This window comes from Leclercia tamurae (assembly GCF_025566055.1).
Lineage (GTDB): Bacteria > Pseudomonadota > Gammaproteobacteria > Enterobacterales > Enterobacteriaceae > Enterobacter > Enterobacter tamurae.
Genome location: NZ_JAMHKS010000076.1, coordinates 1 through 21,936, shown reverse-complemented (window position 1 = coordinate 21,936; position 21,936 = coordinate 1). Strand labels below are relative to the sequence as shown.

The 21,936-nt window shown below is 57.8% G+C and carries 21 protein-coding genes and 2 pseudogenes; 12 read left to right on the top strand and 11 right to left on the bottom strand.

Annotated elements, in window-relative coordinates:
• Nucleotides 1–53: 53 nt before the first annotated feature.
• Genes minE through minC form a run of 3 tightly spaced genes read right to left on the bottom strand, consistent with a single transcriptional unit; the run spans nt 54 to nt 1,855 of the window.
• Nucleotides 54–323, bottom strand: a complete 270-nt coding sequence (gene minE, locus M8318_RS16260; RefSeq protein WP_032611475.1) for a cell division topological specificity factor MinE — start codon at nt 321–323, stop codon at nt 54–56.
• A gap of 3 nt (nt 324–326) precedes the next feature.
• A complete protein-coding gene (gene minD, locus M8318_RS16255; protein ID WP_106993274.1) occupies nt 327–1,139 on the bottom strand; it encodes a septum site-determining protein MinD in 813 nt (270 codons plus the stop codon).
• Between the two features lie 23 nt (nt 1,140–1,162).
• Complete coding sequence (gene minC, locus M8318_RS16250) at nt 1,163–1,855, bottom strand: septum site-determining protein MinC (protein ID WP_106993273.1); 693 nt, start codon at nt 1,853–1,855, stop codon at nt 1,163–1,165.
• 125 nt (nt 1,856–1,980) lie between these two features.
• Here minC and M8318_RS16245 point away from each other — a divergent pair, with 125 nt between their 5' ends.
• The 3 genes from M8318_RS16245 (at nt 1,981) to M8318_RS16235 (ending at nt 3,500) form a co-directional block, all read left to right on the top strand.
• Nucleotides 1,981–2,256 (top strand): YcgL domain-containing protein, encoded by a 276-nt coding sequence (locus M8318_RS16245; RefSeq protein WP_262663533.1) that lies wholly within the window; start codon nt 1,981–1,983, stop codon nt 2,254–2,256.
• Nucleotides 2,257–2,303: 47 nt separating this feature from the next.
• Nucleotides 2,304–2,963 (top strand): fumarylacetoacetate hydrolase family protein, encoded by a 660-nt coding sequence (locus M8318_RS16240; protein ID WP_262663532.1) that lies wholly within the window; start codon nt 2,304–2,306, stop codon nt 2,961–2,963.
• A 93-nt stretch (nt 2,964–3,056) separates the two neighbouring features.
• Nucleotides 3,057–3,500, top strand: coding sequence for a YcgN family cysteine cluster protein (locus M8318_RS16235; RefSeq protein ID WP_106993270.1), 444 nt, complete (start codon nt 3,057–3,059; stop codon nt 3,498–3,500).
• A 40-nt stretch (nt 3,501–3,540) separates the two neighbouring features.
• On the opposite strand, the gene dsbB is transcribed toward M8318_RS16235, so the two are convergent.
• Both dsbB and nhaB read right to left on the bottom strand, forming a co-directional pair.
• Nucleotides 3,541–4,071, bottom strand: coding sequence for a disulfide bond formation protein DsbB (gene dsbB, locus M8318_RS16230; protein ID WP_106993269.1), 531 nt, complete (start codon nt 4,069–4,071; stop codon nt 3,541–3,543).
• 142 nt (nt 4,072–4,213) lie between these two features.
• Complete coding sequence (gene nhaB, locus M8318_RS16225) at nt 4,214–5,752, bottom strand: sodium/proton antiporter NhaB (protein ID WP_262663531.1); 1,539 nt, start codon at nt 5,750–5,752, stop codon at nt 4,214–4,216.
• Between the two features lie 197 nt (nt 5,753–5,949).
• On the opposite strand from nhaB, the gene fadR reads away from it, so the two are divergent.
• A complete protein-coding gene (gene fadR / locus M8318_RS16220; protein ID WP_106993267.1) occupies nt 5,950–6,669 on the top strand; it encodes a fatty acid metabolism transcriptional regulator FadR in 720 nt (239 codons plus the stop codon).
• Nucleotides 6,670–6,717: 48 nt separating this feature from the next.
• Here fadR and M8318_RS16215 read toward each other — a convergent pair whose 3' ends face one another.
• Nucleotides 6,718–8,250 (bottom strand): SpoVR family protein, encoded by a 1,533-nt coding sequence (locus M8318_RS16215; RefSeq protein WP_106993266.1) that lies wholly within the window; start codon nt 8,248–8,250, stop codon nt 6,718–6,720.
• Nucleotides 8,251–8,573: 323 nt separating this feature from the next.
• Between M8318_RS16215 and M8318_RS16210 the strand changes: the two genes are divergently transcribed.
• The 3 genes and pseudogenes from M8318_RS16210 to M8318_RS22795 form a co-directional block, all read left to right on the top strand.
• On the top strand, nt 8,574–9,872 hold the full coding sequence (locus M8318_RS16210) for a D-amino acid dehydrogenase (protein WP_262663530.1): 1,299 nt from the start codon (nt 8,574–8,576) through the stop codon (nt 9,870–9,872).
• A gap of 12 nt (nt 9,873–9,884) precedes the next feature.
• Complete coding sequence (dadX, locus tag M8318_RS16205) at nt 9,885–10,955, top strand: catabolic alanine racemase DadX (RefSeq protein WP_262663529.1); 1,071 nt, start codon at nt 9,885–9,887, stop codon at nt 10,953–10,955.
• Between the two features lie 64 nt (nt 10,956–11,019).
• Nucleotides 11,020–11,073, top strand: a pseudogene (locus tag M8318_RS22795) (hypothetical protein); the annotation flags it as partial.
• Here M8318_RS22795 and M8318_RS16200 read toward each other — a convergent pair.
• Nucleotides 11,074–12,741: pseudogene (locus M8318_RS16200) on the bottom strand (potassium/proton antiporter); the annotation flags it as partial.
• Nucleotides 12,742–12,839: 98 nt separating this feature from the next.
• Entirely contained in the window at nt 12,840–13,754 is a 915-nt protein-coding gene (ldcA, locus tag M8318_RS16195; protein WP_262663527.1) for a muramoyltetrapeptide carboxypeptidase, read from the bottom strand.
• A 113-nt stretch (nt 13,755–13,867) separates the two neighbouring features.
• On the opposite strand from ldcA, the gene emtA reads away from it, so the two are divergent.
• Nucleotides 13,868–14,479: a membrane-bound lytic murein transglycosylase EmtA gene (gene emtA, locus M8318_RS16190; RefSeq protein WP_106993261.1), complete on the top strand. Its 612-nt coding sequence runs from the start codon at nt 13,868–13,870 to the stop codon at nt 14,477–14,479.
• Between the two features lie 36 nt (nt 14,480–14,515).
• On the opposite strand, the gene ycgR is transcribed toward emtA, so the two are convergent.
• Entirely contained in the window at nt 14,516–15,247 is a 732-nt protein-coding gene (gene ycgR / locus M8318_RS16185) for a flagellar brake protein YcgR (protein WP_106993260.1), read from the bottom strand.
• Between the two features lie 207 nt (nt 15,248–15,454).
• On the opposite strand from ycgR, the gene M8318_RS16180 reads away from it, so the two are divergent.
• Complete coding sequence (locus tag M8318_RS16180; RefSeq protein WP_106993259.1) at nt 15,455–15,709, top strand: GlsB/YeaQ/YmgE family stress response membrane protein; 255 nt, start codon at nt 15,455–15,457, stop codon at nt 15,707–15,709.
• Nucleotides 15,710–15,787: 78 nt separating this feature from the next.
• Here M8318_RS16180 and M8318_RS16175 read toward each other — a convergent pair whose 3' ends face one another.
• On the bottom strand, nt 15,788–17,551 hold the full coding sequence (locus M8318_RS16175; protein ID WP_262663525.1) for an alpha,alpha-trehalase: 1,764 nt from the start codon (nt 17,549–17,551) through the stop codon (nt 15,788–15,790).
• A gap of 228 nt (nt 17,552–17,779) precedes the next feature.
• On the opposite strand from M8318_RS16175, the gene M8318_RS16170 reads away from it, so the two are divergent.
• Both M8318_RS16170 and M8318_RS16165 read left to right on the top strand, forming a co-directional pair.
• Complete coding sequence (locus tag M8318_RS16170) at nt 17,780–18,571, top strand: OBAP family protein (RefSeq protein WP_262663524.1); 792 nt, start codon at nt 17,780–17,782, stop codon at nt 18,569–18,571.
• A gap of 146 nt (nt 18,572–18,717) precedes the next feature.
• Nucleotides 18,718–19,467: a phage antirepressor KilAC domain-containing protein gene (locus M8318_RS16165; protein WP_106993255.1), complete on the top strand. Its 750-nt coding sequence runs from the start codon at nt 18,718–18,720 to the stop codon at nt 19,465–19,467.
• 11 nt (nt 19,468–19,478) lie between these two features.
• On the opposite strand, the gene M8318_RS16160 is transcribed toward M8318_RS16165, so the two are convergent.
• Nucleotides 19,479–20,435: an AraC family transcriptional regulator gene (locus tag M8318_RS16160; protein WP_262663523.1), complete on the bottom strand. Its 957-nt coding sequence runs from the start codon at nt 20,433–20,435 to the stop codon at nt 19,479–19,481.
• Between the two features lie 115 nt (nt 20,436–20,550).
• Here M8318_RS16160 and M8318_RS16155 point away from each other — a divergent pair, with 115 nt between their 5' ends.
• Entirely contained in the window at nt 20,551–21,747 is a 1,197-nt protein-coding gene (locus M8318_RS16155; protein ID WP_262663522.1) for an MFS transporter, read from the top strand.
• The last annotated feature ends 189 nt before the right edge of the window (nt 21,748–21,936 follow it).

Genomic DNA, 21,936 nt, shown 5'->3' with positions numbered 1-21,936 from the left:
CGGTGGGGAACCGTAGGCCGGGCAAGCGCAGCGCCGCCCGGCAACAGGCACGGTTACGAACGCGACTCTTCCGCTTCCGGCAGGGTCACGTTGAGCTCCAGAATCGAGATATCCCCGTCCTTTTGCTCCAGCTGTACGGTCACCATTTCCGGGTCAATCTGCACGTACTTACAGATCACTTCCAGAATATCTTTGCGCAGCTGCGGCAGGTAATGTGGTTCCGCGTCGCTGCGGCGGCGTTCTGCCACGATGATCTGCAGACGCTCTTTTGCGATGTTAGCGGTGCTTTTTTTCCGCGAGAGAAAAAAGTCCAGTAATGCCATAACTTATCCTCCGAACAGGCGTTTGAGGAAACCTTTCTTCTCTTCTTCGATGAAGCGGAAAGGACGTTCTTCTCCGAGCAGACGATCTACCGTGTCCGCATACGCTTTACCAGCGTCTGCGTTAGCGTCGAGGATAACCGGTTCACCCTGGTTAGAGGCACGCAGCACGGATTGATCTTCCGGGATGACGCCAACCAGTTTGATACGCAGGATCTCGAGCACGTCTTCCATACTCAGCATATCACCTTTATTAACGCGACCCGGATTATAACGGGTCAGCAGCAGGTGCTCTTTAATCGGTTCCTGGCCGTTTTCCGCACGGCGGGATTTTGAGGCGAGGATCCCTAAAATACGGTCGGAGTCGCGTACGGACGACACTTCCGGGTTGGTGGTGATGATGGCTTCATCGGCGAAGTAGAGCGCCATCAGCGCGCCGGTTTCGATGCCTGCCGGTGAATCGCAGACCACGAAATCGAACTCCATCTTTTTCAGCTCATCGAGCACCTTTTCCACGCCTTCACGGGTCAGCGCGTCTTTGTCGCGCGTCTGCGAAGCCGGGAGAATATAAAGGTTGTCGGTACGTTTATCTTTAATCATCGCCTGATTCAGCGTGGCGTCACCCTGAATCACGTTCACAAAATCGTACACCACGCGGCGTTCACAACCCATAATCAGGTCAAGGTTACGCAGGCCGATATCGAAATCAATAACGACGGTTTTCTTTCCCTTCTGGGCCAAACCTGTAGCGATGGCCGCGCTGGAGGTGGTCTTGCCAACGCCTCCTTTACCCGAAGTAACAACAATAATGCGTGCCATAGAAATTCCTTGTTAAAAAGGGATCAATTCAACGGTTGAACGGTCAAAGCGTTGTCTGCCAGCCGCAGACGTGCCGCTTTGCCAGAAAATTCGGCCGGGATGTTATCACTCAGCCAGTAAACACCTGCGATGGAGACCAGTTCCGCCTCCAGGTGGGTACAAAAAATTTGCGCATCGCGATCGCCGCTGGCACCCGCCAGCGCACGGCCTCGCATTGAGCCATAAATATGGATATTGCCATCCGCAATCAGCTCCGCCCCTGCGCTGACGTGGTTGGTCACAATCAGGTCACAGTTTGGCGCATAAATTCGCTGACCGGAACGCACCGGAAGATCAATCAATCGCGTTTTTGTGACAGGGGTAACAGGGAGTTCTGGTGGAGCAGGGGGCTCTGCGCGCGGGGCTTTGTCTTTGCCTTCGTTCAGCAACGGAAGACCCGCCCGATCGATTTCGGCTTTCAGCTCAGCGTCTTTGCAGCCGCTGATGCCCACAATCCGCAGGCCGGTGGCGGTGACCGCCTGTTGCAAATGGTGCCAGTTAACCGGCGCTTCGAGGCCGCTTACGTTAATGACCACCGGCGCATGGGTAAGAAATGCGGGCGCCTGCGCGATTTTGTCTTCTAACGCCTGACGAATAACCTCGGGTTTTGCTTCATGCAAATGAACCACTGATAAGGTGAAGCTACTGCCTTTAAGCTCGATGGGCGTGTTTGACATCCTGGCCTTACTCAATTTGCTTTTACCACGACGTGTGCGCCGTGATATTCCGAAGAGTATCAGGCATGTTATAGTCACAATTATATTGAGGCAAGTCACCCTCCCGCTTAATTCAGAGTAAATATATGTTTTGTGTGATCTACAGAAGTACCCAGCGCGACCAGACCTACCTGTATGTCGAAAAAAACGACGATTTTTCCCGCGTGCCTGAGGCCCTGATGAAGAGCTTCGGTAAGCCGCAGCTGGTGATGCTGATGCCCCTCGACGGGCGCAAGCAGCTGAGTAACGCCGATCTGGAAAAAGTAAAAACCGCGCTGGCCGAACAGGGCTATTATTTACAACTCCCTCCCCCGCAAGAGAATTTACTCAAACAGCATCTTGAGGCGCAGGGGAAAAAATAGTTTAAGAATTATCTGTCAGCGTCACATTAACCGTTCAGGGGACGTCTATGTATCAACATCATAACTGGCAAGGAGCCTTACTGGATTATCCGGTAAGTAAAGTCGTCTGCGTAGGAAGTAATTACGCAAAGCATATTCAGGAAATGGGAAGTGCGGTTCCGGACGAGCCGGTGCTGTTCATTAAACCGGAAACGGCACTCTGTGATATCCGCCAGCCGCTGGCGTTACCCCAGGGGCTGGGCTCGGTTCACCACGAAGTGGAGCTGGCGGTGCTGATTGGCGCCACGCTGCGTCAGGCCTCTGAAGATCATGTGCTGAAGGCGATAGCCGGTTATGGTGTGGCGCTGGATCTGACCCTGCGCGACGTGCAGGGCAAAATGAAGAAAGCGGGTCAGCCGTGGGAAAAAGCCAAAGGCTTTGATAATTCCTGCCCGATCTCCGGGTTTGTACCGGCGTCGGAATTTCAGGACGATCCGCAGAACACCACCCTGAGCCTGAAGGTGAACGGCGAGGTGCGTCAGCAGGGCTCCACCGCCGACATGATCCACAAGATTGTCCCGCTGATTGCCTACATGAGCCGTTATTTCACCCTGAAACCAGGGGATGTGATCCTTACCGGCACCCCGGAAGGGGTGGGTCCGCTCTCCGGCGGCGACGAGCTGGAAGTGGCCGTTAACGGCCTGTCACTGAAAACCCGCGTGCTGTAATCCCCGCTTGCCGCCCCTTTTGGGCGGCAAAACTTGCATCGAGGTGCCAGACTGGTTATAAGGTGCGCTTTATTTTGACGTGTGGACATCCTTATGAGCGACATTCCTTTCTGGCAAAGCAAAACTCTCGACAACATGACCGACGCCGAGTGGGAATCGCTGTGTGACGGCTGCGGGCAGTGCTGCCTGCATAAGCTGATGGATGAAGACTCGGATGAAATCTATTTCACCAACGTCGCCTGCAACCAGCTGAACATCAAAACCTGCCAGTGCCGTAACTACGAGCGCCGGTTCGAGTTAGAGCCGGACTGCATCAAGCTGACCCGCGACAACCTGCCAACCTTTGAATGGCTGCCGCCGACCTGCGCCTATCGCCTGCTGGCGGAAGGGAAGGAGCTGCCGAAATGGCACCCGCTGCTGGCCGGTTCGAAAGCGGCGATGCACGGCGAGCGGATTTCGGTGCGCCATATTGCGGTGCGAGAATCTGAGGTGCGCGACTGGGAAGACCATATTATGAATCATCCCAACCGCAGCTAATAAAAAAACCCGCCGAGGCGGGTTTTTTTATTGCCGGGCATTAACGTCCGAACAAATCGCGTTTTTTCGGTTTAAACGGCTGGGCAATCAGCACCAGCAGCGCCACGACCAGGTAAGCGGCAAAAATGCCCACCAGCCACTGCGGCATCTCGAGGGTCAGGAACTCCCACTGACGCACGGAGCAGTCGCCGCTGGCCACGAACACCTGCGGCAGCCACTTGTCCAGCGGCAGCCAGCTCGGGAAGCTGGCGGCAAAATCACAGGTCTGAAACGGCGACGGGTGCAGCTGGATCATGGTGTGCTCCCAGGCCAGCTGAAGCCCTTTTCCGGCGCTGTACAGCCAGATAGCAATCGCACCGTAGCGCAGCGGGCTTTTTGGGGCGATGGCGCCCACCAGGCCTGCGCCCATCACGCCAAACAGCGCGCAACGTTCATAGATACACAGCACGCAGGGCTTCAGCAACATCACATGCTGGAACCACAATGCCACCATTTCGAGCGCGAAGGCGGTCAGGGCTAACAGCAACCACGCTCCGCGTCCACGCGAGCACTGGTTCAAAAATTTCAACATAATCATTTCCCTGGAACAGGTATAGAAAGCGCAGTGTAAACGAAAACAATTTGCGCGCCAGCCTCGGCGCGCAAAATATAACGTAATCGGATATTTATCATTCGTCAGCGCAGCCGGGCAATAAATTACCCGGCTGACTCACTTAATGCGTCGCCAGTATACCCGCCTGCAGCATCCATTGGGTAACAGGAATGAGGGTAATTTTGACGCACAACAAACCGACGACGGTTAATACCACCGTATAGGGGAGCGCCATCCATACCATGCGGCCATAAGAGAGTCTTATGAGAGGGGCCAGTGCCGAGGTAAGCAGGAACAGGAACGCCGCCTGACCGTTCGGCGTGGCGACGGAGGGCAGGTTGGTACCGGTGTTGATCGCCACCGCCAGCAGCTCAAACTGTTGCTGGTTTATCGCGCCGCTCTGCAGCGCGGTTTTGGCCTCATTGATATAGACCGAACCGACAAACACGTTGTCGGAGATGGCCGACAGCAGTCCGTTAAACAGATAGAACAGCGTCAGCTGGGCATCCGCCTCGGCCTGCAGCACGTAGCGAATGATCGGCGCAAACAGCTGCTGGTCGACAATCACCGCGACTACCGCGAAAAACACCGCCAGCAGGGCGGTAAACGGCAGCGCTTCGGTAAAGGCTTTGCCGATGGCGTGCTCGTCCGTCACGCCGCTAAAAGAGGTCGCCAGGATGATCACCGACAGGCCGATTAAGCCCACCTCCGCCAGATGAAACGCCAGGGCGATAATCAGCCAGACGCCAATCATCCCCTGAAACACCAGTGCCAGCTTCTGCTGACGGGTACGCTTGCTGCGGCTCTCATCATCATAACGTTGCAGCACCTCGCGAACCTGGGTCGGCAGCAGGGTGCCGTAGCCAAACCATTTAAACTTCTCCACCAGCCAGCAGGTGAACAGGCCACATATCAGCACCGGCACGCTGACTGGGGCCACACGCAGGAAAAACTCGGTAAAGTTCCAGCCGACAGCTTTGGCAATGATCAGGTTTTGCGGCTCGCCGACCATGGTCATTACCCCGCCCAGCGCTGTGCCTACGCCCGCGTGCATCATCAGGCTGCGTAGAAATGCGCGGAACTGCTCCAGCACCTCGCGCTGTTGGGCATCGACCTGGCTGTCATCGTGCAGGCCCTCTTCCGACTGCGCGGAGACCACCCGGTGGTAGATCCCGTAGAAGCCAACGGCGACGCTGATCACCACCGCCACCACGGTCAGGGCATCAAGGAAGGCCGACAGAAACGCAGCCGCTACGCAGAAGGCCAGCGACAGCAGCGTTTTCGAGGGGATGCTCAGCAGCAGGCGGGTAAAGATAAACAGCAGCAGCTGCTTCATAAAGTAGATCCCGGCCACCATAAACATCAGTAGCAGGAGCACTTCCAGATTGGTCGCCAGCTCCTCTTTCACATGTTCCGCGCTGGTCATGCCGATTGCTACCGCCTCGAAGGCCAGCAGGCCGCCCGGCAGCAGGGGATAACATTTCAGCGCCATCGCCAGGGTAAAGATGAACTCTGCCACCAGCAACCAGCCGGCAATAAAGGGATCGATAACAAAGATAAGCGGGTTAAGAACCAGAAAAACAACCAGGGTCACTTTATACCAGTCGGGGGACTGGCCTAAAAAATTGCGCCACAGGGCGCGGCTATAAGACATTTCCACAACAGATTTCCTTGCCCGTCACATAATTACGCCCTAAGTATACGCAAACCGGGCCGGGCAAGGGGCGCAGGCCGAAATTTTAAATGATAAAAATAAAACGGCGATCCCTTTTTTCTCGCCTCGCTGCGCTATCTGCCTCTGTCTGCCTCTGGTATGATGAGTGAATTTTGTAAAAAGCAGTTAATGGAAAACTCACTATGGTCATAAAGGCGCAAAGCCCGGCGGGTTTCGCGGAAGAGTACATTATCGAGAGCATCTGGAATAACCGTTTCCCCCCTGGCTCGATCCTTCCCGCAGAACGCGAACTCTCTGAACTGATTGGCGTCACACGTACCACCTTACGTGAAGTGTTGCAGCGACTGGCCCGCGATGGCTGGCTGACGATCCAACACGGCAAACCGACCAAAGTGAATAACTTCTGGGAAACGTCGGGTCTGAATATTCTTGAAACGCTGGCGCGCCTCGATCACGAGAGCGTTCCGCAGCTGATCGATAATCTGCTCTCCGTACGTACCAACATCGCCACCATCTTTATCCGCACGGCATTCCGCCAGCACCCGGATAAGGCCCTGGAAGTGCTGAACCGCGCCACCGCGGTGGAAGATCACGCCGATGCCTTTGCCCTGCTGGATTACAATGTCTTCCGCGGCCTGGCCTTTGCCTCCGGTAACCCGATCTACGGCCTGATCCTCAACGGCATGAAAGGGCTCTATACCCGCATCGGCCGTCACTACTTCGCTAATCCGGAAGCCCGTAGCCTGGCGCTTGGCTTCTACCATAAGCTGAGCGAACTCTGCTCTGAAGGGATGCACGACCAGGTGTATGACACCGTGCGTCGCTACGGTCGTGAAAGCGGCGAGATCTGGCACCGGATGCAGAAATCCCTGCCGGGCGACCTGGTCATCCAGGGGCGCTAAAATAAAAAACCTCTCGCGTGAGAGGTTTTTTTTCACCCGGCAAACAGGCTACAACATATTCCCTTTAACCGGGCACCGCTCCAGCAGCTCCACGCTGCCGTCTTCATTCTGCTGCTCAAGCATAATGTCAAAGCCCCACAGGCGATGGACATGCTTCAGCACTTCCTTGCGCCCTTTGTCCAGCGGGGCGCGGTTATGCGGGATATAGCGCAGCGTCAGAGAGCGATCCCCGCGCAGATCCACATTCCAGACCTGAATATTCGGCTCCAGATTGCTCAAATTGTACTGAGCCGAGAGGCGGGAGCGGATCTCACGATACCCCTCTTCATTGTGGATCGCCGAAATCTCCAGAAAGTTGTTGTGATCGTCATCCAGCACCGTAAACAGGCGGAAGTCACGCATCACTTTCGGCGACAGGAACTGGCTGATAAAGCTCTCGTCCTTGAAGTCGCGCATCGCAAAATGCAGCGTCTCCAGCCAGTCGGACCCGGCGATATCCGGGAACCAGTATTTATCCTCTTCCGTCGGGTTCTGGCAGATACGCTTGATGTCCTGAAACATGGCAAAGCCCAGCGCATAGGGGTTAATACCGCTATACCACGGGCTGTTGTATGGCGGCTGGAACACCACGTTAGTGTGGCTGTGCAGGAACTCCAGCATAAAGCGTTCGGTGACTTTGCCTTCGTCATACAGGTGGTTGAGGATGGTGTAGTGCCAGAACGTCGCCCAGCCTTCGTTCATCACCTGGGTCTGTTTTTGCGGATAGAAGTACTGGCTCACCTTGCGCACGATACGCAGGATCTCACGCTGCCACGGTTCAAGCAGCGGGGCGTTCTTCTCCATGAAATAGAGCAGGTTCTCCTGCGGCTCGGAAGGATAGCGGCGCGCTTCGACTACCGTTTTCTCCTCTTCGCGTTTCGGCAGGGTACGCCAGAGGGTATTCACCTGGCTCTGCAGATACTCTTCCCGGCTTTTCTGCCGGGCTTTCTCCTCCTGGAGGGAGATTTTCTGCGGACGTTTGTAGCGATCCACGCCGTAGTTCATCAGCGCATGGCAGGAGTCGAGCAGCTTCTCTACCTCGTCCACCCCGTAGCGCTCTTCGCACTGGGTAATGTAGTTACGGGCAAAGATCAGATAGTCGACAATCGAACTGGCATCGGTCCAGCTGCGGAACAGGTAGTTGTTTTTGAAAAACGAGTTGTGTCCGTAGCAGGCGTGCGCCATCACCAGCGCCTGCATGGTGATGGTGTTCTCTTCCATCAGATAGGCAATGCAGGGGTTGGAGTTGATGACAATCTCATAGGCCAGCCCCTGCTGACCATGTTTGTACAGCCGTTCGGTTTCAATGAATTTTTTGCCAAACGACCAGTGGGTATAGTTAATGGGCATCCCGACGCTGGAGTAAGCGTCCATCATCTGTTCGGAGGTGATCACCTCGATTTGATGGGGATAAGCGTCCAGACGGTAGAGTTTCGCTACCCGGTCAATTTCTGCCAGATACGTATCCAACAGCTCGAATGTCCAGTCGGGTCCATCGCTCAGACGTGTGGTGTCCTTATTCATGGAATCAATAGTAGCCATTAGCGCGCCCTCATTGTTGGTAGCTCTCTCTGTCTGGAGAACCTCTTTTCAAGCATAGAACACGCCATTCAAAAGCGTGCTGGGACGCTATTTTTTTCTTTGCGATTTCCCGTTTTTTCCGTGACGAAAAGGGGGTGTCCGGCAGAATAATATTCTGGTTAAAAATGCCGCGCAGCAGGAGATGCCAAAACCGTGCTACCCCCGTCAGCTGGGGAAGGTGTGAGGTAAGTCACCATAAAAAAGGCCTATGTTGAATAATATTTTCGGCTGGGTTATCAATATGTAATCAGAAGATTGTTCTTTTGCTTATTAAGGGAGTGGCTATGCGTGTTGTCATACTGGGAAGTGGCGTCGTTGGCGTAACCAGCGCCTGGTACCTGAGTCAGGCCGGGCACGACGTAACGGTAATTGATCGGGAGCCGGGTCCGGCTCTGGAGACCAGCGCCGCCAACGCCGGGCAGATTTCGCCGGGTTACGCGGCGCCCTGGGCGGCACCGGGTGTGCCCCTGAAGGCGATTAAATGGATGTTCCAGCGCCATGCGCCGCTGGCGATCAGCCTCGACGGCACGCAGTTCCAGCTCAAGTGGATGTGGCAGATGCTGCGCAACTGCGACACCTCGCACTACATGGAAAACAAAGGGCGGATGGTGCGCCTGGCGGAGTACAGCCGCGACTGCCTGAAAGCGCTGCGTGCCTCTACCGGCATTCAGTATGAGGGCCGTCAGGGAGGCACCCTGCAGCTGTTCCGCACCGCCCAGCAGTATGAAAACGCCACCCGGGATATCGCGGTTCTCGAGGATGCTGGAGTCCCGTATCAACTGCTGGAAGCCAGCCAGCTGGCGCAGGTCGAACCGGCGCTGGCCGAGGTGGCGCACAAGCTCACCGGCGGGCTGCGTCTGCCCAATGACGAAACCGGCGACTGCCAGCTCTTTACCCAGAATCTGGCGCAGATGGCAGAGCAGGCGGGGGTTAAATTCCGCTATAACACGTCGGTGGATAAGCTCCTGTACGAGGGAGAAAAAATCTACGGCGTACTGTGCGGCGACGAGGTGGTGAAAGCTGACGCCTACGTAATGGCCTTTGGCTCTTACTCCACCGCCATGCTGAAGGGGATCGTGGATATTCCGGTCTACCCCCTTAAGGGTTACTCGCTCACTATCCCGGTGAAGGAGGAGAGTGGTGCCCCGGTTTCAACTATCCTTGATGAAACATACAAAATCGCGATCACCCGTTTTGATAACCGGATCCGCGTGGGAGGAATGGCGGAAATCGTCGGCTTTAACACCGAGTTGCTGCAACCGCGTCGGGAAACGCTGGAGATGGTCGTGGGCGACCTCTTCCCGCGCGGCGGCTTTATCGAACAGGCGACCTTCTGGACCGGGCTGCGCCCGATGACCCCGGACGGCACGCCCGTCGTGGGCCGCACCCCGTTTAAGAACCTGTGGCTCAACACCGGTCACGGTACGCTGGGCTGGACGATGGCCTGCGGATCAGGGCAGCTCCTCAGTGATTTGATCTCCGGGCGCACACCGGCCATTCCGTTTGATGATTTAAGCGTCGCGCGCTACCGGCCCGGGTTCACTCCGTCACGTCCACAGCATTTACACGGCGCGCATAACTAACAAGGAGTCGTCATGTCCCGTCCTGTTGTGGCTCAGCTGGATCTGCAGGCCCTGAAAGATAACCTGCAAATTGTCCGGCGCGCTGCGCCCGCTTCACGCGTCTGGGCGGTGGTCAAAGCCAATGCTTATGGCCACGGTCTGGATCGCATCTGGAGCGCATTAAGTGCGGCCGATGGCTTTGCGATGCTCAATCTGGAGGAGGCGATCCTCCTGCGCGAGCGTGGCTGGAAAGGGCCGATCCTGATGCTCGAAGGCTTCTTCAACAGCGATGAACTGCCGCTGTTTGATAAGTACCGCCTGACCACTAGCGTGCACAGTAACTGGCAGGTTAAGGCGCTGCAGAATGCGAAGCTGCATGCCCCGCTCGATATCTATCTGAAGGTGAATAGCGGCATGAACCGCCTCGGTTTCCAGCCGGATCGGGTCCACAGCGTCTGGCAGCAGCTGCGGGCGTTGAAGAACATCGGCGGGATGACGCTGATGGCCCATTTTGCCGATGCGGAAAAGCCGGACGGCATTGCTGAGCCGATGATGCACATAGAGCAGGCGGCGGAAGGGCTCGACTGCCCGCGCTCGCTGTCAAACTCGGCGGCGACCCTCTGGCACCCGGAAGCGCATTTCGACTGGGTGCGTCCAGGGATCGTGCTGTACGGCGCGTCACCGTCCGGGCAGTGGCAGGATATCGCCAACAGCGGCCTCAAGCCGGTAATGTCCTTGCGCAGTGAGATTATCGGGGTTCAGACCCTGAAAGCAGGGGATACCGTGGGCTACGGCAGCCGCTATCGCGCCTCGGGCGAGCAGCGGATCGGGATTGTCGCTGGTGGCTATGCCGACGGTTATCCGCGTATCGCCCCAAACGGCACCCCGGTGTGGGTGGACGGCGTGCGTACCGGCACGGTCGGTACCGTGTCGATGGATATGCTGGCGATTGATCTTACCCCCTGTCCGCAGGCCGGGATCGGCACGCCGGTTGAGCTATGGGGCAATGAGGTGAAAGTGGACGACGTCGCGGCTGCGGCGGGCACCATCGGGTACGAGTTGTTAACGGCGCTCGCCCCGCGGGTACCGGTAGTCACGATATAAGTGGTAGGCCGGGTAAGGCGTAGCCGCCACCCGGCAAACCGACCGCACAGAATTATTCCTCGGCATCCTCCGCCACGCGGACGCCAACTTTCCGCACCCTGTTATCTTCTTTCTCCGCCACCGTCCAGATCATCCCGGCAAACTCCACCTGGTCACCCACCACCGGCGCGGCACCGAGCAGTTTCTGGATAATCTCGCCCAGCGTCTGCTGGTTGTCACGATACTCCAGCCCTTCCTCCAGGCCGTAGATCAACGCCACGTCGGCGAATTTGGCGCTGGCTTCGAGAATAAAATCACCAAAGAAGCGCTGATCCAGCGCCACCGGCGGCGACTGGCTGAACAGCTTGCCGAGAGCAGGAAGGTCGCGCTCGCGGCCAATCACGCAGAGAATATCCCCCTCACGCAGCCGGGTGCTCCCGGTCGGGTGCAGCAGGGCGTTATCGCGGAACAGGGCGGCAATGCGCGTCTCCTCAGGCATATGCAGATCCCGCAGCGAGGCACCTACGCACCACTTGTCGGCGCTGAGCTGGTAGACAAACTGCTCCCACGGGTTTTCCGGATGAAGGTCCAGCCCGACGCGGGAGACCGGCCAGCCCACCGGAGGGATCACCACTTTGGCCTTTTTTGCCGCCCACGACAGGGACGTGCCCTGGAACAGCAGCGACACCAGCACCACGAAGAAGGCCACGTTAAAGAACAGGCGAGCGTTATCCAGCCCGGCCATCATCGGGAATACCGCGAGGATGATTGGTACCGCGCCGCGCAGTCCCACCCAGCTGATAAACACCCGCTCGCGCAGGTTAAACCCTCTGAACGGCAGCAGGCCGGCAAACACCGACAGCGGACGGGCAAAGAAGATCATCCATATCGACAGCAGCAGGGCTGGAATGGCAATCGGCAGCAGGTCCGACGGGGTGACCAGCAGCCCCAGCACCAGGAACATGCCGATCTGCGCCAGCCAGGCCAGGCCGTCAAAGTTCTGCAGAATGCCAAAGCGGTTGCGGATCGGGCGATTCCCCAGCAGGAAGCCGCACAGGTAGACCGCCAGAATGCCGCTGCCGTCCATCGCGGTAGTCAGGGCGAAAATCAAAATCCCGCCGCTCAGGGCCAGCAGCGGGTAGAGCCCGGCCGGCAGCGAGATACGGTTAATCATCTGTTGCAGCAGATAGCCACCGGCGAGGCCAATGATGATCCCGAGGCCGAACTGCTGAATGATGTGCCAGGCGAACACCCAGCTCAGGCTGGTTTCATGCTGCTGGATCATCTCTATCAGGGTGATGGTCAGAAACACCGCCATCGGGTCGTTACTGCCGGATTCAATCTCCAGCGTCGAGCCGACACGTTCGTTCAGCCCTTTACCGCCCAGCAGGGAGAAGACCGCCGCGGCGTCGGTGGAGCCGACGATGGCACCAATCAGCAGCCCTTCCATGATATCCAGATTAAACAGCCAGGCTGCCATCATTCCGGTCAGGCCGGAGGTGATCAGTACCCCGACCGTTGCCAGCGACAGGGCCGGGCCCAGCGCCACGCGAAACGAACTGGCCTGGGTGCGCATCCCGCCATCCAGCAGGATCACCGCCAGCGCGAGGTTACTTACCATGTAGGCAAACGGGTAGTTATCGAAGGGGATCCCCCCGACACCATCAACCCCTGCCAGCATGCCGATGGCGAGGAAAATAACCAGAATGGGGATGCCGAGACGAGACGAAAATGAACTCAATAAAATACTGCAGGTTACAAGAACTGAACCCAGGATAAAAAGACTGATTATTGCTGCGGCATCCAATGTGTGCGTACTCCCTGCGTGACGCGGTGACTGATACTAAAACCCTATCATATTAACGCCCCTTACAGCGTGCTAATCCGGCGCTTAAAGGGCTTTTTTTATGCCTTCAGCACCGGATGACCGCTCAGGGTCAAACAGGTCTTACCTGCGGCGTGAACCAGCGACGCCTGCGCGCCGAGCGGCAGGGTGACGGTCTGTTGTTCATGACCGAAATCGAGCCCGCTGATAATCGGCACCGACACCCGGGAGCGCAGGTAATCGACCATGGTGGCCAGATCGTATCCGGCATCGTAATCATTGGCGGCTGAACCGCTAAAACTGCCGAGGATAATCGCCTGCTGACGGTCGAGAATGCCCGCGTGGTGCAGCTGGAGCAGCATGCGCTCAACCCGGAACGGGTGTTCGTTGATATCCTCCAGCACCAGAATGCCGTTCTCAATGGCGGGCAGCCAGCGGGTGCCGATCAGCGACACCACCATCGCCAGATTGCCGCCCCACAGCTGGCCTGCGCGTTCACACGCCGGACCCTCGCCCTGCCACTCTACCGTGTAGGTCTTGTTTTGCAGCGCGCGCCAGAAATGATCCAGGGTAAAGGCGTCCAGCTCGGGGGCGCCAAAGTTGCCCGCCAGCATCGGGCCGCTAAAGGTGATGACGTTATGCAGCGCCAGCAGACCCAGCTGGATGACGGTGAAATCGCTGTGACCGCAAATCAGCAGCGGATCCCGTTGCTGGCGCTCGGCCAGACCCTGCCAGTCGATCTGCTCCAGCAGGCGGCTGGCGCCGTATCCCCCGCGCACCGCCAGCACTATCTGGTTGGCCCCCTCGAGGCGGGTGAGGGCGTTAATGTCGTTCAGCCGCTGCGCCTCGGTCCCGGCAAATCGCTGCTGGCGGCGGGGTATAATTATCTGATTTTGCACCTGATGCCCGTCGTCCAGTAAACGCGCAACGCCCCGTTGGGCCGCCTCCTGATTAATGCAGTAACCTGATGGTGCGATGAGATGAAACTGAGACATGGCATTTCCTTGCTGACTTATAAATCTAAATGTATATATCATGCCGCCTGAGCGCATCCTTCATCAAGCGGAGGATAGGGTAACAGCGATGAATGACCATAAGGACAGATGACGTGAAATTGAGATGGTTTGCTTTTTTGATTGTGTTGCTTGCAGGATGCAGTTCAAAGCAGGATTACAACAAAACCGAATGGAACCCAGAAGTGCCGGTCAAACGGGCGATGCAGTGGATGCCGATCAGCGAAAAAGCCGGTGAAGCCTGGGGCGTCAGCCCGCGTCTGGTGACCGCCATCATTGCGGTGGAGTCGGGCGGGAATCCCAATCTGGTCAGCAAATCGAACGCGGTAGGCCTGATGCAGCTGAAAGCCTCCACTGCCGGGCGAGAGGTCTACCGGCATATGGGCTGGAGCGGACAGCCCTCCACCAGCGAGCTGAAGAACCCGGAGCGCAATATCTCGATGGGCACCGCCTATCTGAGCATTCTGGAGCACGGGATCCTGAAGGGAATAGAGGATCCGGAAGTGATGCAGTATGCGCTGGTGGTGTCGTATGTTAATGGGGCAGGCGCACTGCTGCGCACCTTCTCCTCCGATCGCAAAAAGGCGATTGCCGAGATCAACGACCTGGACAAAGACGAGTTCTTTGAGCACGTCGTGAATAATCACCCGGCCCCGCAGGCGCCGCGCTATATCTGGAAAGTACAGAAGGCGATGGACGCCATGTAATCCGTTGCCGGGCAGCCACGCGCTGCCCGGTCGCGATCAACGCACCTTGTTGGCGCGCTCCCGCGCTTCACGTTCCAGCGAGTAGATAATCCGCTGCAGTTCACGCTCCGGGCCAGGCCCGACATTGAGAAAACGGAAGCTCAGACGCGGCGTGGTGATGGTTTCGTTTTTGCTGTCCACGACCTTACGTTCGCTCACCGTGATCAGCTGCGCATCGAAGAAAAAGCGACCCCAGCCGCCCATATCCAGTTCAATTTGCGAGAAGCGCATCCCCTCGACCAGTGCCTCAGGTTTTGCGCTATCCATCAGCGCCCCCATGCCGCCCAGCGAGAGATCGTGCAGACGAAAACGGATCACGCTCTTGTCCGGCATTTTGGCTTTGCAGAAGTAGGCCGGATGCAGGGGGGCATTGATACGGAAAAACTCCCGTCGCTGGATACACCATACCGAGGCCGGCAGGGAGGTGATAAAGGCCGGTAGCCCTTGCCAGGTTCCCTGTTCCAGTTGCGGCAGGTCGAACTCCACCTTCGCCCCCTGGGTATCGGCGGCCACGGTGATGATTTCTGCGCGCAGCACCGAGCGGTTTTCGTACTCCTGACTACCCAAATCCATCACCAGCCGCTCTGGCGTGGCATCCAGAATTTTGCTGATGAACTGGTTGTTCCCCCAGCTGATACGCACGGGAACGCCCTGTTTTTGCAGATCGCGTAATACCCCTAATACAGCCAGCGGATTAGTTTTCAGGAACTGCTCACTGTAATTACTCACGCCCCAGGGCTCCTCGATAGATGACAGTCTGTGGTTGCGTTATCGGCATCTGTGCGCGGAACTTAATACAAACCAGCAATTATTTTTTTCGTCAGAGCCGCAATTAAGTCAGTGTACTCAAAATGGTTTTCTGGCTATTGCCTATACTTAATTGACCTGCGCAGACGGGTGTTCTGCGTAAGCTTAACTCTGCAAGAGGGCATCGCTATGGGTATCATCGCCTGGATTATTTTTGGTCTTATTGCTGGTGTTATCGCAAAATTCATCATGCCGGGACGGGATGGTGGTGGCTTTATTGTGACCTGTATCCTTGGGGTCGTAGGTGCGGTTGTCGGCGGCTGGCTGGCAACGATGTTTGGCATCGGCGGCAATGTATCCGGATTTAACCTGCAAAGTTTTCTGGTGGCCGTGGTTGGCGCTATTCTCGTGCTTCTCATCTACAGAATGGTACGACGCGCCTGACCCACGTAAAAACGGCTCTTGTTAAGAGCCGTTTTTTTGTGCCGGGTGGCGGCTACGCCTTACCCGTCCTGGGAAACCTTACTGCCCGACACTCTTCTGCGTTTGTGTCGATTCATCATTCGCGGCTGGCTGTGAGGTGGACGGGGTACTGGCCGCCGGTTGATTACTGGTGGCCGCTGGGGTGGTGGTCACCGGTTCATCATTCGCCGCAGGCTGCTGGGCTGGCAGTTTGTCGCAAGGGTTGGCCTGCGGGCAAACCAGATCCAGCATCTTCAGCGTCACGCCGTTGGTCCAGCCAAAGCCGTCCTGCAGCGGATATTCACCGCCACCGCCGCCCGTGCCGGTAGTGGACACATCATATTTCTCCACCAGCTTCTGCTCGCGATCGTAGGTGTGCTGTACGTTGGTGAGGAAGCGCCAGGTGACGTCCATCGCCACTTTTTTATGCCCGTAGTTCTGCAAGCCTTCGGTGGCCACCCACTGCAACGGTGCCCAGCCGTTTGGCGCATCCCACTGCTGGCCGCTGTTGACGTTGGTCGTCGCAATCCCACCGGCTTTCAGTAGCTGAGCCTCGGCGGCCGAGGCCGTTTTGTCCGCGCGCTCCTGAGAAGCCGCCTGCACGTACAGTGGGAACAGCGCCGCGGCGGTCAGCTGATCGCGCACCTGTTTGGTTTTCAGATCGTAATCCGCATACCAGCCCTGTTTGTCGTTCCACAGATAGCGCTCCATCGCTTTCTGACGATCGGCTGCCAGACCCTCATAACGGCTGGCGGCTGCACTATCGCCCCCATCCTGACTGGCTTTCGCCAGCAGTTTTTCCATCTTGAACATCAGGGCGTTCAGATCCACCGGCACGATGCTGGTGGTGCGGATCGTCCCCAGCTGCTGCGGATCGTCCATCCAGCGCGAGCTAAAGTCCCAGCCGGAGGCGGCGGCGGAACGCAGATCGCGGTAGATCTCGGTCGCCGGGCGGTTCGGGTATTTTTTCGCGGTGTTGATGTCATCCAGCCAGGATTCCGGGCGCGGCGTATCGCGGTTGTCCCAGTAGCGGTTCAGCACCGCACCATCGTCCAGCTTCACCACCCGCTGGCTGGCCTGACCCGGCTGAAGGGCATCCACCCCCTCCATCCAGTAGGCGTACTCTTTTTCCATCTGCGGACGGTATTTTTTCAGCGCCTCGCTGTCGTGGGTCGCCAGCAGTTCAACCATCAGGGAGAAGAACGGCGGCTGGGAGCGGCTCAGGTAGTAGCTGCGGTTGCCGTTGGGGATGTGGCCCCAGCTATCCAGTTCGTAAGCGAAGTTAGCCACCATATCGGCGACTTTGTCCCAGTGACCGCTCTCGGCCAGCCCCAGCATGGTGAAGTAGCTGTCCCAGTAGTAGATCTCGCGGAAACGTCCTCCCGGCACTACGTAAGGTTTCGGCAGCGGCAACAGTGAATCCCACTTCCCGGCGCTGGAGGTGGTGCGGGTCAGCACCGGCCACAGGCCGTCGATATGCGCGCGCAGGCTCTGCCCGGCTGGCGGAACGTATTTTTCATTTTCAGTCGGCAGGGTGAAGTTCATGTCGACAAAATGCCGCAGGTCGAAGCCGGACTGTTTTCGCTGCATGTGGTAATCAGCGAGGATCGCCTGGGGATCGTTTTTTGGTACCGCATCGGCAAAGGTTTTCTGATCGGGGAAGAGTCTGGCGCTTTGCACATCGTTAAACAGAGGACCAAACAGAATGTCCGGGGGCTGTTTCTGGGTGCTGGACGAGTCGTCCGCATAGCTGAAGGCGGTGATCCCAAGCAGGATGCCGCCAATCGCCAGCCGCAGTGTAGGGTGGCGTTGAGGTCTCATCATGGTTGTTCTCCTAAGTTCGCTGGGCAGCGTGACCGCTGTCATCAATCACCTGAAAACCTTAGACGAATCTTAGCCACTTAGCGTGTCGGATAGCGCATTTTGCGCATAACCAGACAATTTACCGTTGCGGACAAACCACAGCGAAGCCGCTGTTTTTTCTGATATATGCCGGATCAATCCCGACATCTGCACTACCTTCATAACCAGGTTAAGCAAAAGGGAGTGCCAATGAAATCGTTACCTTTGATCGTGCCCGCCATCCTGCTTCTTGTCGGCTGTGGGGCGAACAACTCCCCGCCGCAGGCACCCATCCCTGGTGAAAGCACTTCCGCCAAAATGCGCACTCTGGAAACGGGCGCTCAGGTTATTCAGTCCCGCCCGCCGGTGGAGGCCATCAGCGCTTATCTTGATGGCTTTCATTTTTACAGCGGGGATAAAAACGGCCAGATGGAGGCCCATCACTACGTGACCGTGCTCAATGAAGAGGTCATGCAGGCGGTCATCTATGACGGCAATACGAAGGATGCCCGGCTGATGGGGGTCGAGTACATCATCAGCGAGCGCCTGTTTAACACCCTGCCGCCGGAGGAGAAAAAGCTCTGGCACAGCCATCAGTATGAAGTGAAATCCGGCAGCCTGGTGGCGCCCGGCCTGCCTGCGGTGGCCGACAAGGCGCTGATGAGCAAAATCGTCAACACCTACGGCAAAACCTGGCACACCTGGCATACGGATCGCGACAAAACCCTGCCGCTCGGCATCCCGGCCCTGATGATGGGCTTTACCGGGGAAGGGCAACTCGATCCGGCGCTGCTGGCGGATCGCGATCGGCGTCTTGATATTGATACCCAGGAGATAAAACGCCAGCGCGCCGATATAGTCGCCCACCCGGTGGCGAAAGGCGCCAATGCCTGGCAGCAGGGCGAGGTGATCCAGCTCCGGCGCGTGCAGGGGAGCGGGGAACACGGTCACGGCGACACCGCGCATTTTGGCACCGCCGAGCAGAGCCAGAAGTCGCACTGATATCCAAAAGCATCGTACTTACTGCAACTTAGGCGTGGCCTGCTTTCCGGAGGAGACGCCTAAAAATTATACTGGATATTTGAACAGGTATTTGTATACTATTAGAGCAAATTACCCATGTAATGTATGAGTGAGGGGTGAAACCTATGGTAATTCCTGTTGAAAATTTCCAGTCCAACGATCGGCTTGCCACCATCAGCAGCCGCGAAATCGCCAAAATGACCGGTATCGCCCATACCGAGGTGAAACGCATGGTGACGAGTCTGGAAACAGCGCAGCGTCTTTCGCAGCCGGTAACGGCCAGTCTGTACGAGCGCGAAGGTGAAACGCGGCAGGAGTTTTTGCTGAATAAACGAGACTCCCTGCTGACGGTTTCGCGTATCTCTCCGGGCTTCACGGCTGCCATGTTGGATCGCTGGCAGGAGCGGGAACGAAACGCCAATATCCCGGACTTCACTAACCCGGCAGCAGCGGCACGCGCCTGGGCCGAGCAGTATGAAAAATGCCATCGGGCGGAGGAGCAGCTGGCGCTCTGGGCCCCAAAGGCGGCGTTCTTTGACCAGTTCGTTAAGGTAAAAGAGGCGATGGGGTTCCGTCAGCTCTGTAAAATGCTCAAAGCCAAAGAGCCGCAGTTCCGCGAGTTTCTGCTGGAGCGCAATATCATGCAGCGCGTCGGCGGCAATCTGGTTCCGCCGCAGCACCATATCGACGCGGGCTATTTTACCCTGCACAGCGGCGTGGGCGAGAACCAGCACACCTGGTCCCAGGCGCGCTTTACCGCCCGCGGCGTGAAATGGGTGGCGGATCTGTGGTCGAAACATCTCTCCACCCTGGCCATCGAACTGCCGCGCGAGGATCGCACCGAAGGGAAAATGACCCAGCAGAGCTGGCTTTAACTGTTACCCGGTCAGATCTCCTGTGGGATCTGACTGGCTTCGCGTAACGCCCCTGGTGACTGGCCGACAATTCGCTTAAACGCCCGGCTAAAGGCGGCCAGCGACCCGTAGCCCAGCCGCAATGCCACGGTTTCAATCGCCTGATTCTCCTGACTGATATACTGGATCGCCAGCCGCATTCGCAGCTCGGTCAGGTATTTCGCCGGGGTAGTGCCAGTGGCGGTGAGAAACCGCTCGGCAAACACCGACCGCGACGTTCCCGCCTGTTTTGCCAGTTCCGCTACGCTCCAGTTGACCCCTGGCTGCTGGTGCATGGCATAGATCGCCCGGCTGAGGCGCGGATCGCGCAGCACCTGGATCCAGCCGGTGGCTTTCCCGCATCCGGCTTCGACCCAGCCGCGGACAATCAGCGCCGCCACCACGTCCGCCAGCCGGGCGAGGATCCCGGCAAAGCCTACCTGGCGCGCCATCGACTCGCGCTCCATCGCCTCCAGCAGGGGATGGATCTCCGGCCACGTAGTCATCAGGCGACTGACCATCATCACTTCTGGCATCGCTTTGATCAGCGGCTGCATCCCACCGAGATCGAAATCCATACACCCACTGAATATCACTACGTTATCGCTGTCCGGGCAGGGCTCGCAGTGGATGTCGCATACCGTGTTGCAGATGGGCTCGCTGGGAAAGGCCGACACCGGGGTCACCGTCGCGTCATCCCCGGAGAGCAGGGCGTGGGCATCACCGTTGGGGATAAACACCGCATCGCCGCTGTTGAGCGCGAACCGCGCCCCGTTGTGCATCCGCAGAACCGCCGGGCCGCGGCTGATAAAGTGAAATTGTGCTTTGCCCGGCGCATAACCAAAGGCCACGCCAAAGGGCGTGCTGGCTTCAATCCGACGGTATTTCACCCCTGACAGGCGCATGCCGCGCAGCAATTCACTGATCAAATCAGGCGACTGGATAGTCATTTCTCGATTCCCGGACGATTAATCAATAAGTGGAGATTATATGTCATAGATCGTCCACGGTGAACTGCCTATGCTTTGCGACATACATCACATTTTTATAACCGGAGAGTAACAGATGCATTCATCCATCGTCGCTAACGAGGCCAGTGCCCCGGCCAGACCCGCCTGGCGCGCGGTCTGGTCGCTGGGGCTGGGGGTATTCGGCCTGATCATCGCCGAGTTTCTGCCTGCCAGTCTGCTGACGCCAATGGCGGCCAGTCTGGGGGTCAGCGAAGGGGTGGCGGGGCAATCCGTTACCGCCACCGCGCTGGTGGCGCTGGTCACCGGTCTGCTGATCACTCCCGCCACCAAAAGCATCGACCGCCGCTGGGTGCTGATGTTCTTCTCGGTACTGCAGATTATCTCCAGCCTGATGGTGGCCTTCGCGCCCTCGCTGCATGTCCTGCTGATGGGACGCTTGCTGCTGGGGGTGGCGATCGGCGGCTTCTGGGCGATGTCCACCGCCATCGCGATGCGCCTCGTGCCTGCCAGCGACGTGCCGAAAGCGCTGGCCATTATCTTCTCCGGGGTGTCGATTGCGACCGTGGTAGCCGCGCCACTGGGCAGCTATCTCGGGAGTCTGATCGGCTGGCGCAACGTGTTTCTCCTCTGCGTGGTGCCAAGCCTGCTGGCGCTGCTGTGGCAGCTGTGGGTGTTGCCCTCCATGCGTCCGGAGAACAGCGGCAGTCTGCGCACGCTGATGCGGGTCCTGCGTCGTCCGGGGATGATGGGCGGCCTGCTGGCGACCATCCTGATCTTCAGCGGCCATTTCGCCTTCTTTACCTACCTGCGACCGTTCCTCGAGACGGTAGGGCAGGCGAGCGTTGAAACGATTTCGCTGATCCTGCTCGGCTTTGGCGTGGCGAACTTTGTCGGTACTTCCATTGCCGGACATCTGCTGGCGCGCAACCTGCGCCTGACCCTGGCGCTGGTGCCGTTCGCGATGGGGATCCTGGCCTGGCTGATGGTGGCGTTTGGGCATCTGGCGCTGGTGGACGGTCTGCTGGTGAGCCTGTGGGGCTTCGCCTTCGGCCTGGTGCCGGTGGGCTGGTCAACCTGGCTGGCAACTACCGTTACCGACGAGGCCGAGAGCGCAGGTGGCCTGATGGTCGCCTCGATTCAGCTGGCGATCAGCGCCGGTGCGGCAGGCGGCGGGGCGGTATTCGATCTCAACGGGGCGAGCGGCGTATTTACTGCCAGCGGCGTGCTGCTGGTGGCGGCGATGGTAATGGTGTTTGCCGGGGTAAGGGTGAAACCGGTGGCAGCGGAGTAAGTTTGCATGCCCGGCGGCGCTGCGCTTGCCGGGTCTACAAAAACCGTAGGCCGGGTAAGGCGTATGAACTGCACCCAAAATGTTGGACACGATCTGACATCTGAGGGTGCAGTTTATGAAACATTCTTCTGCTGTAAAACTTGCGGCCGTACGTCACTATCTTGCCGGAAAGGCCGGTATGGATGCCAC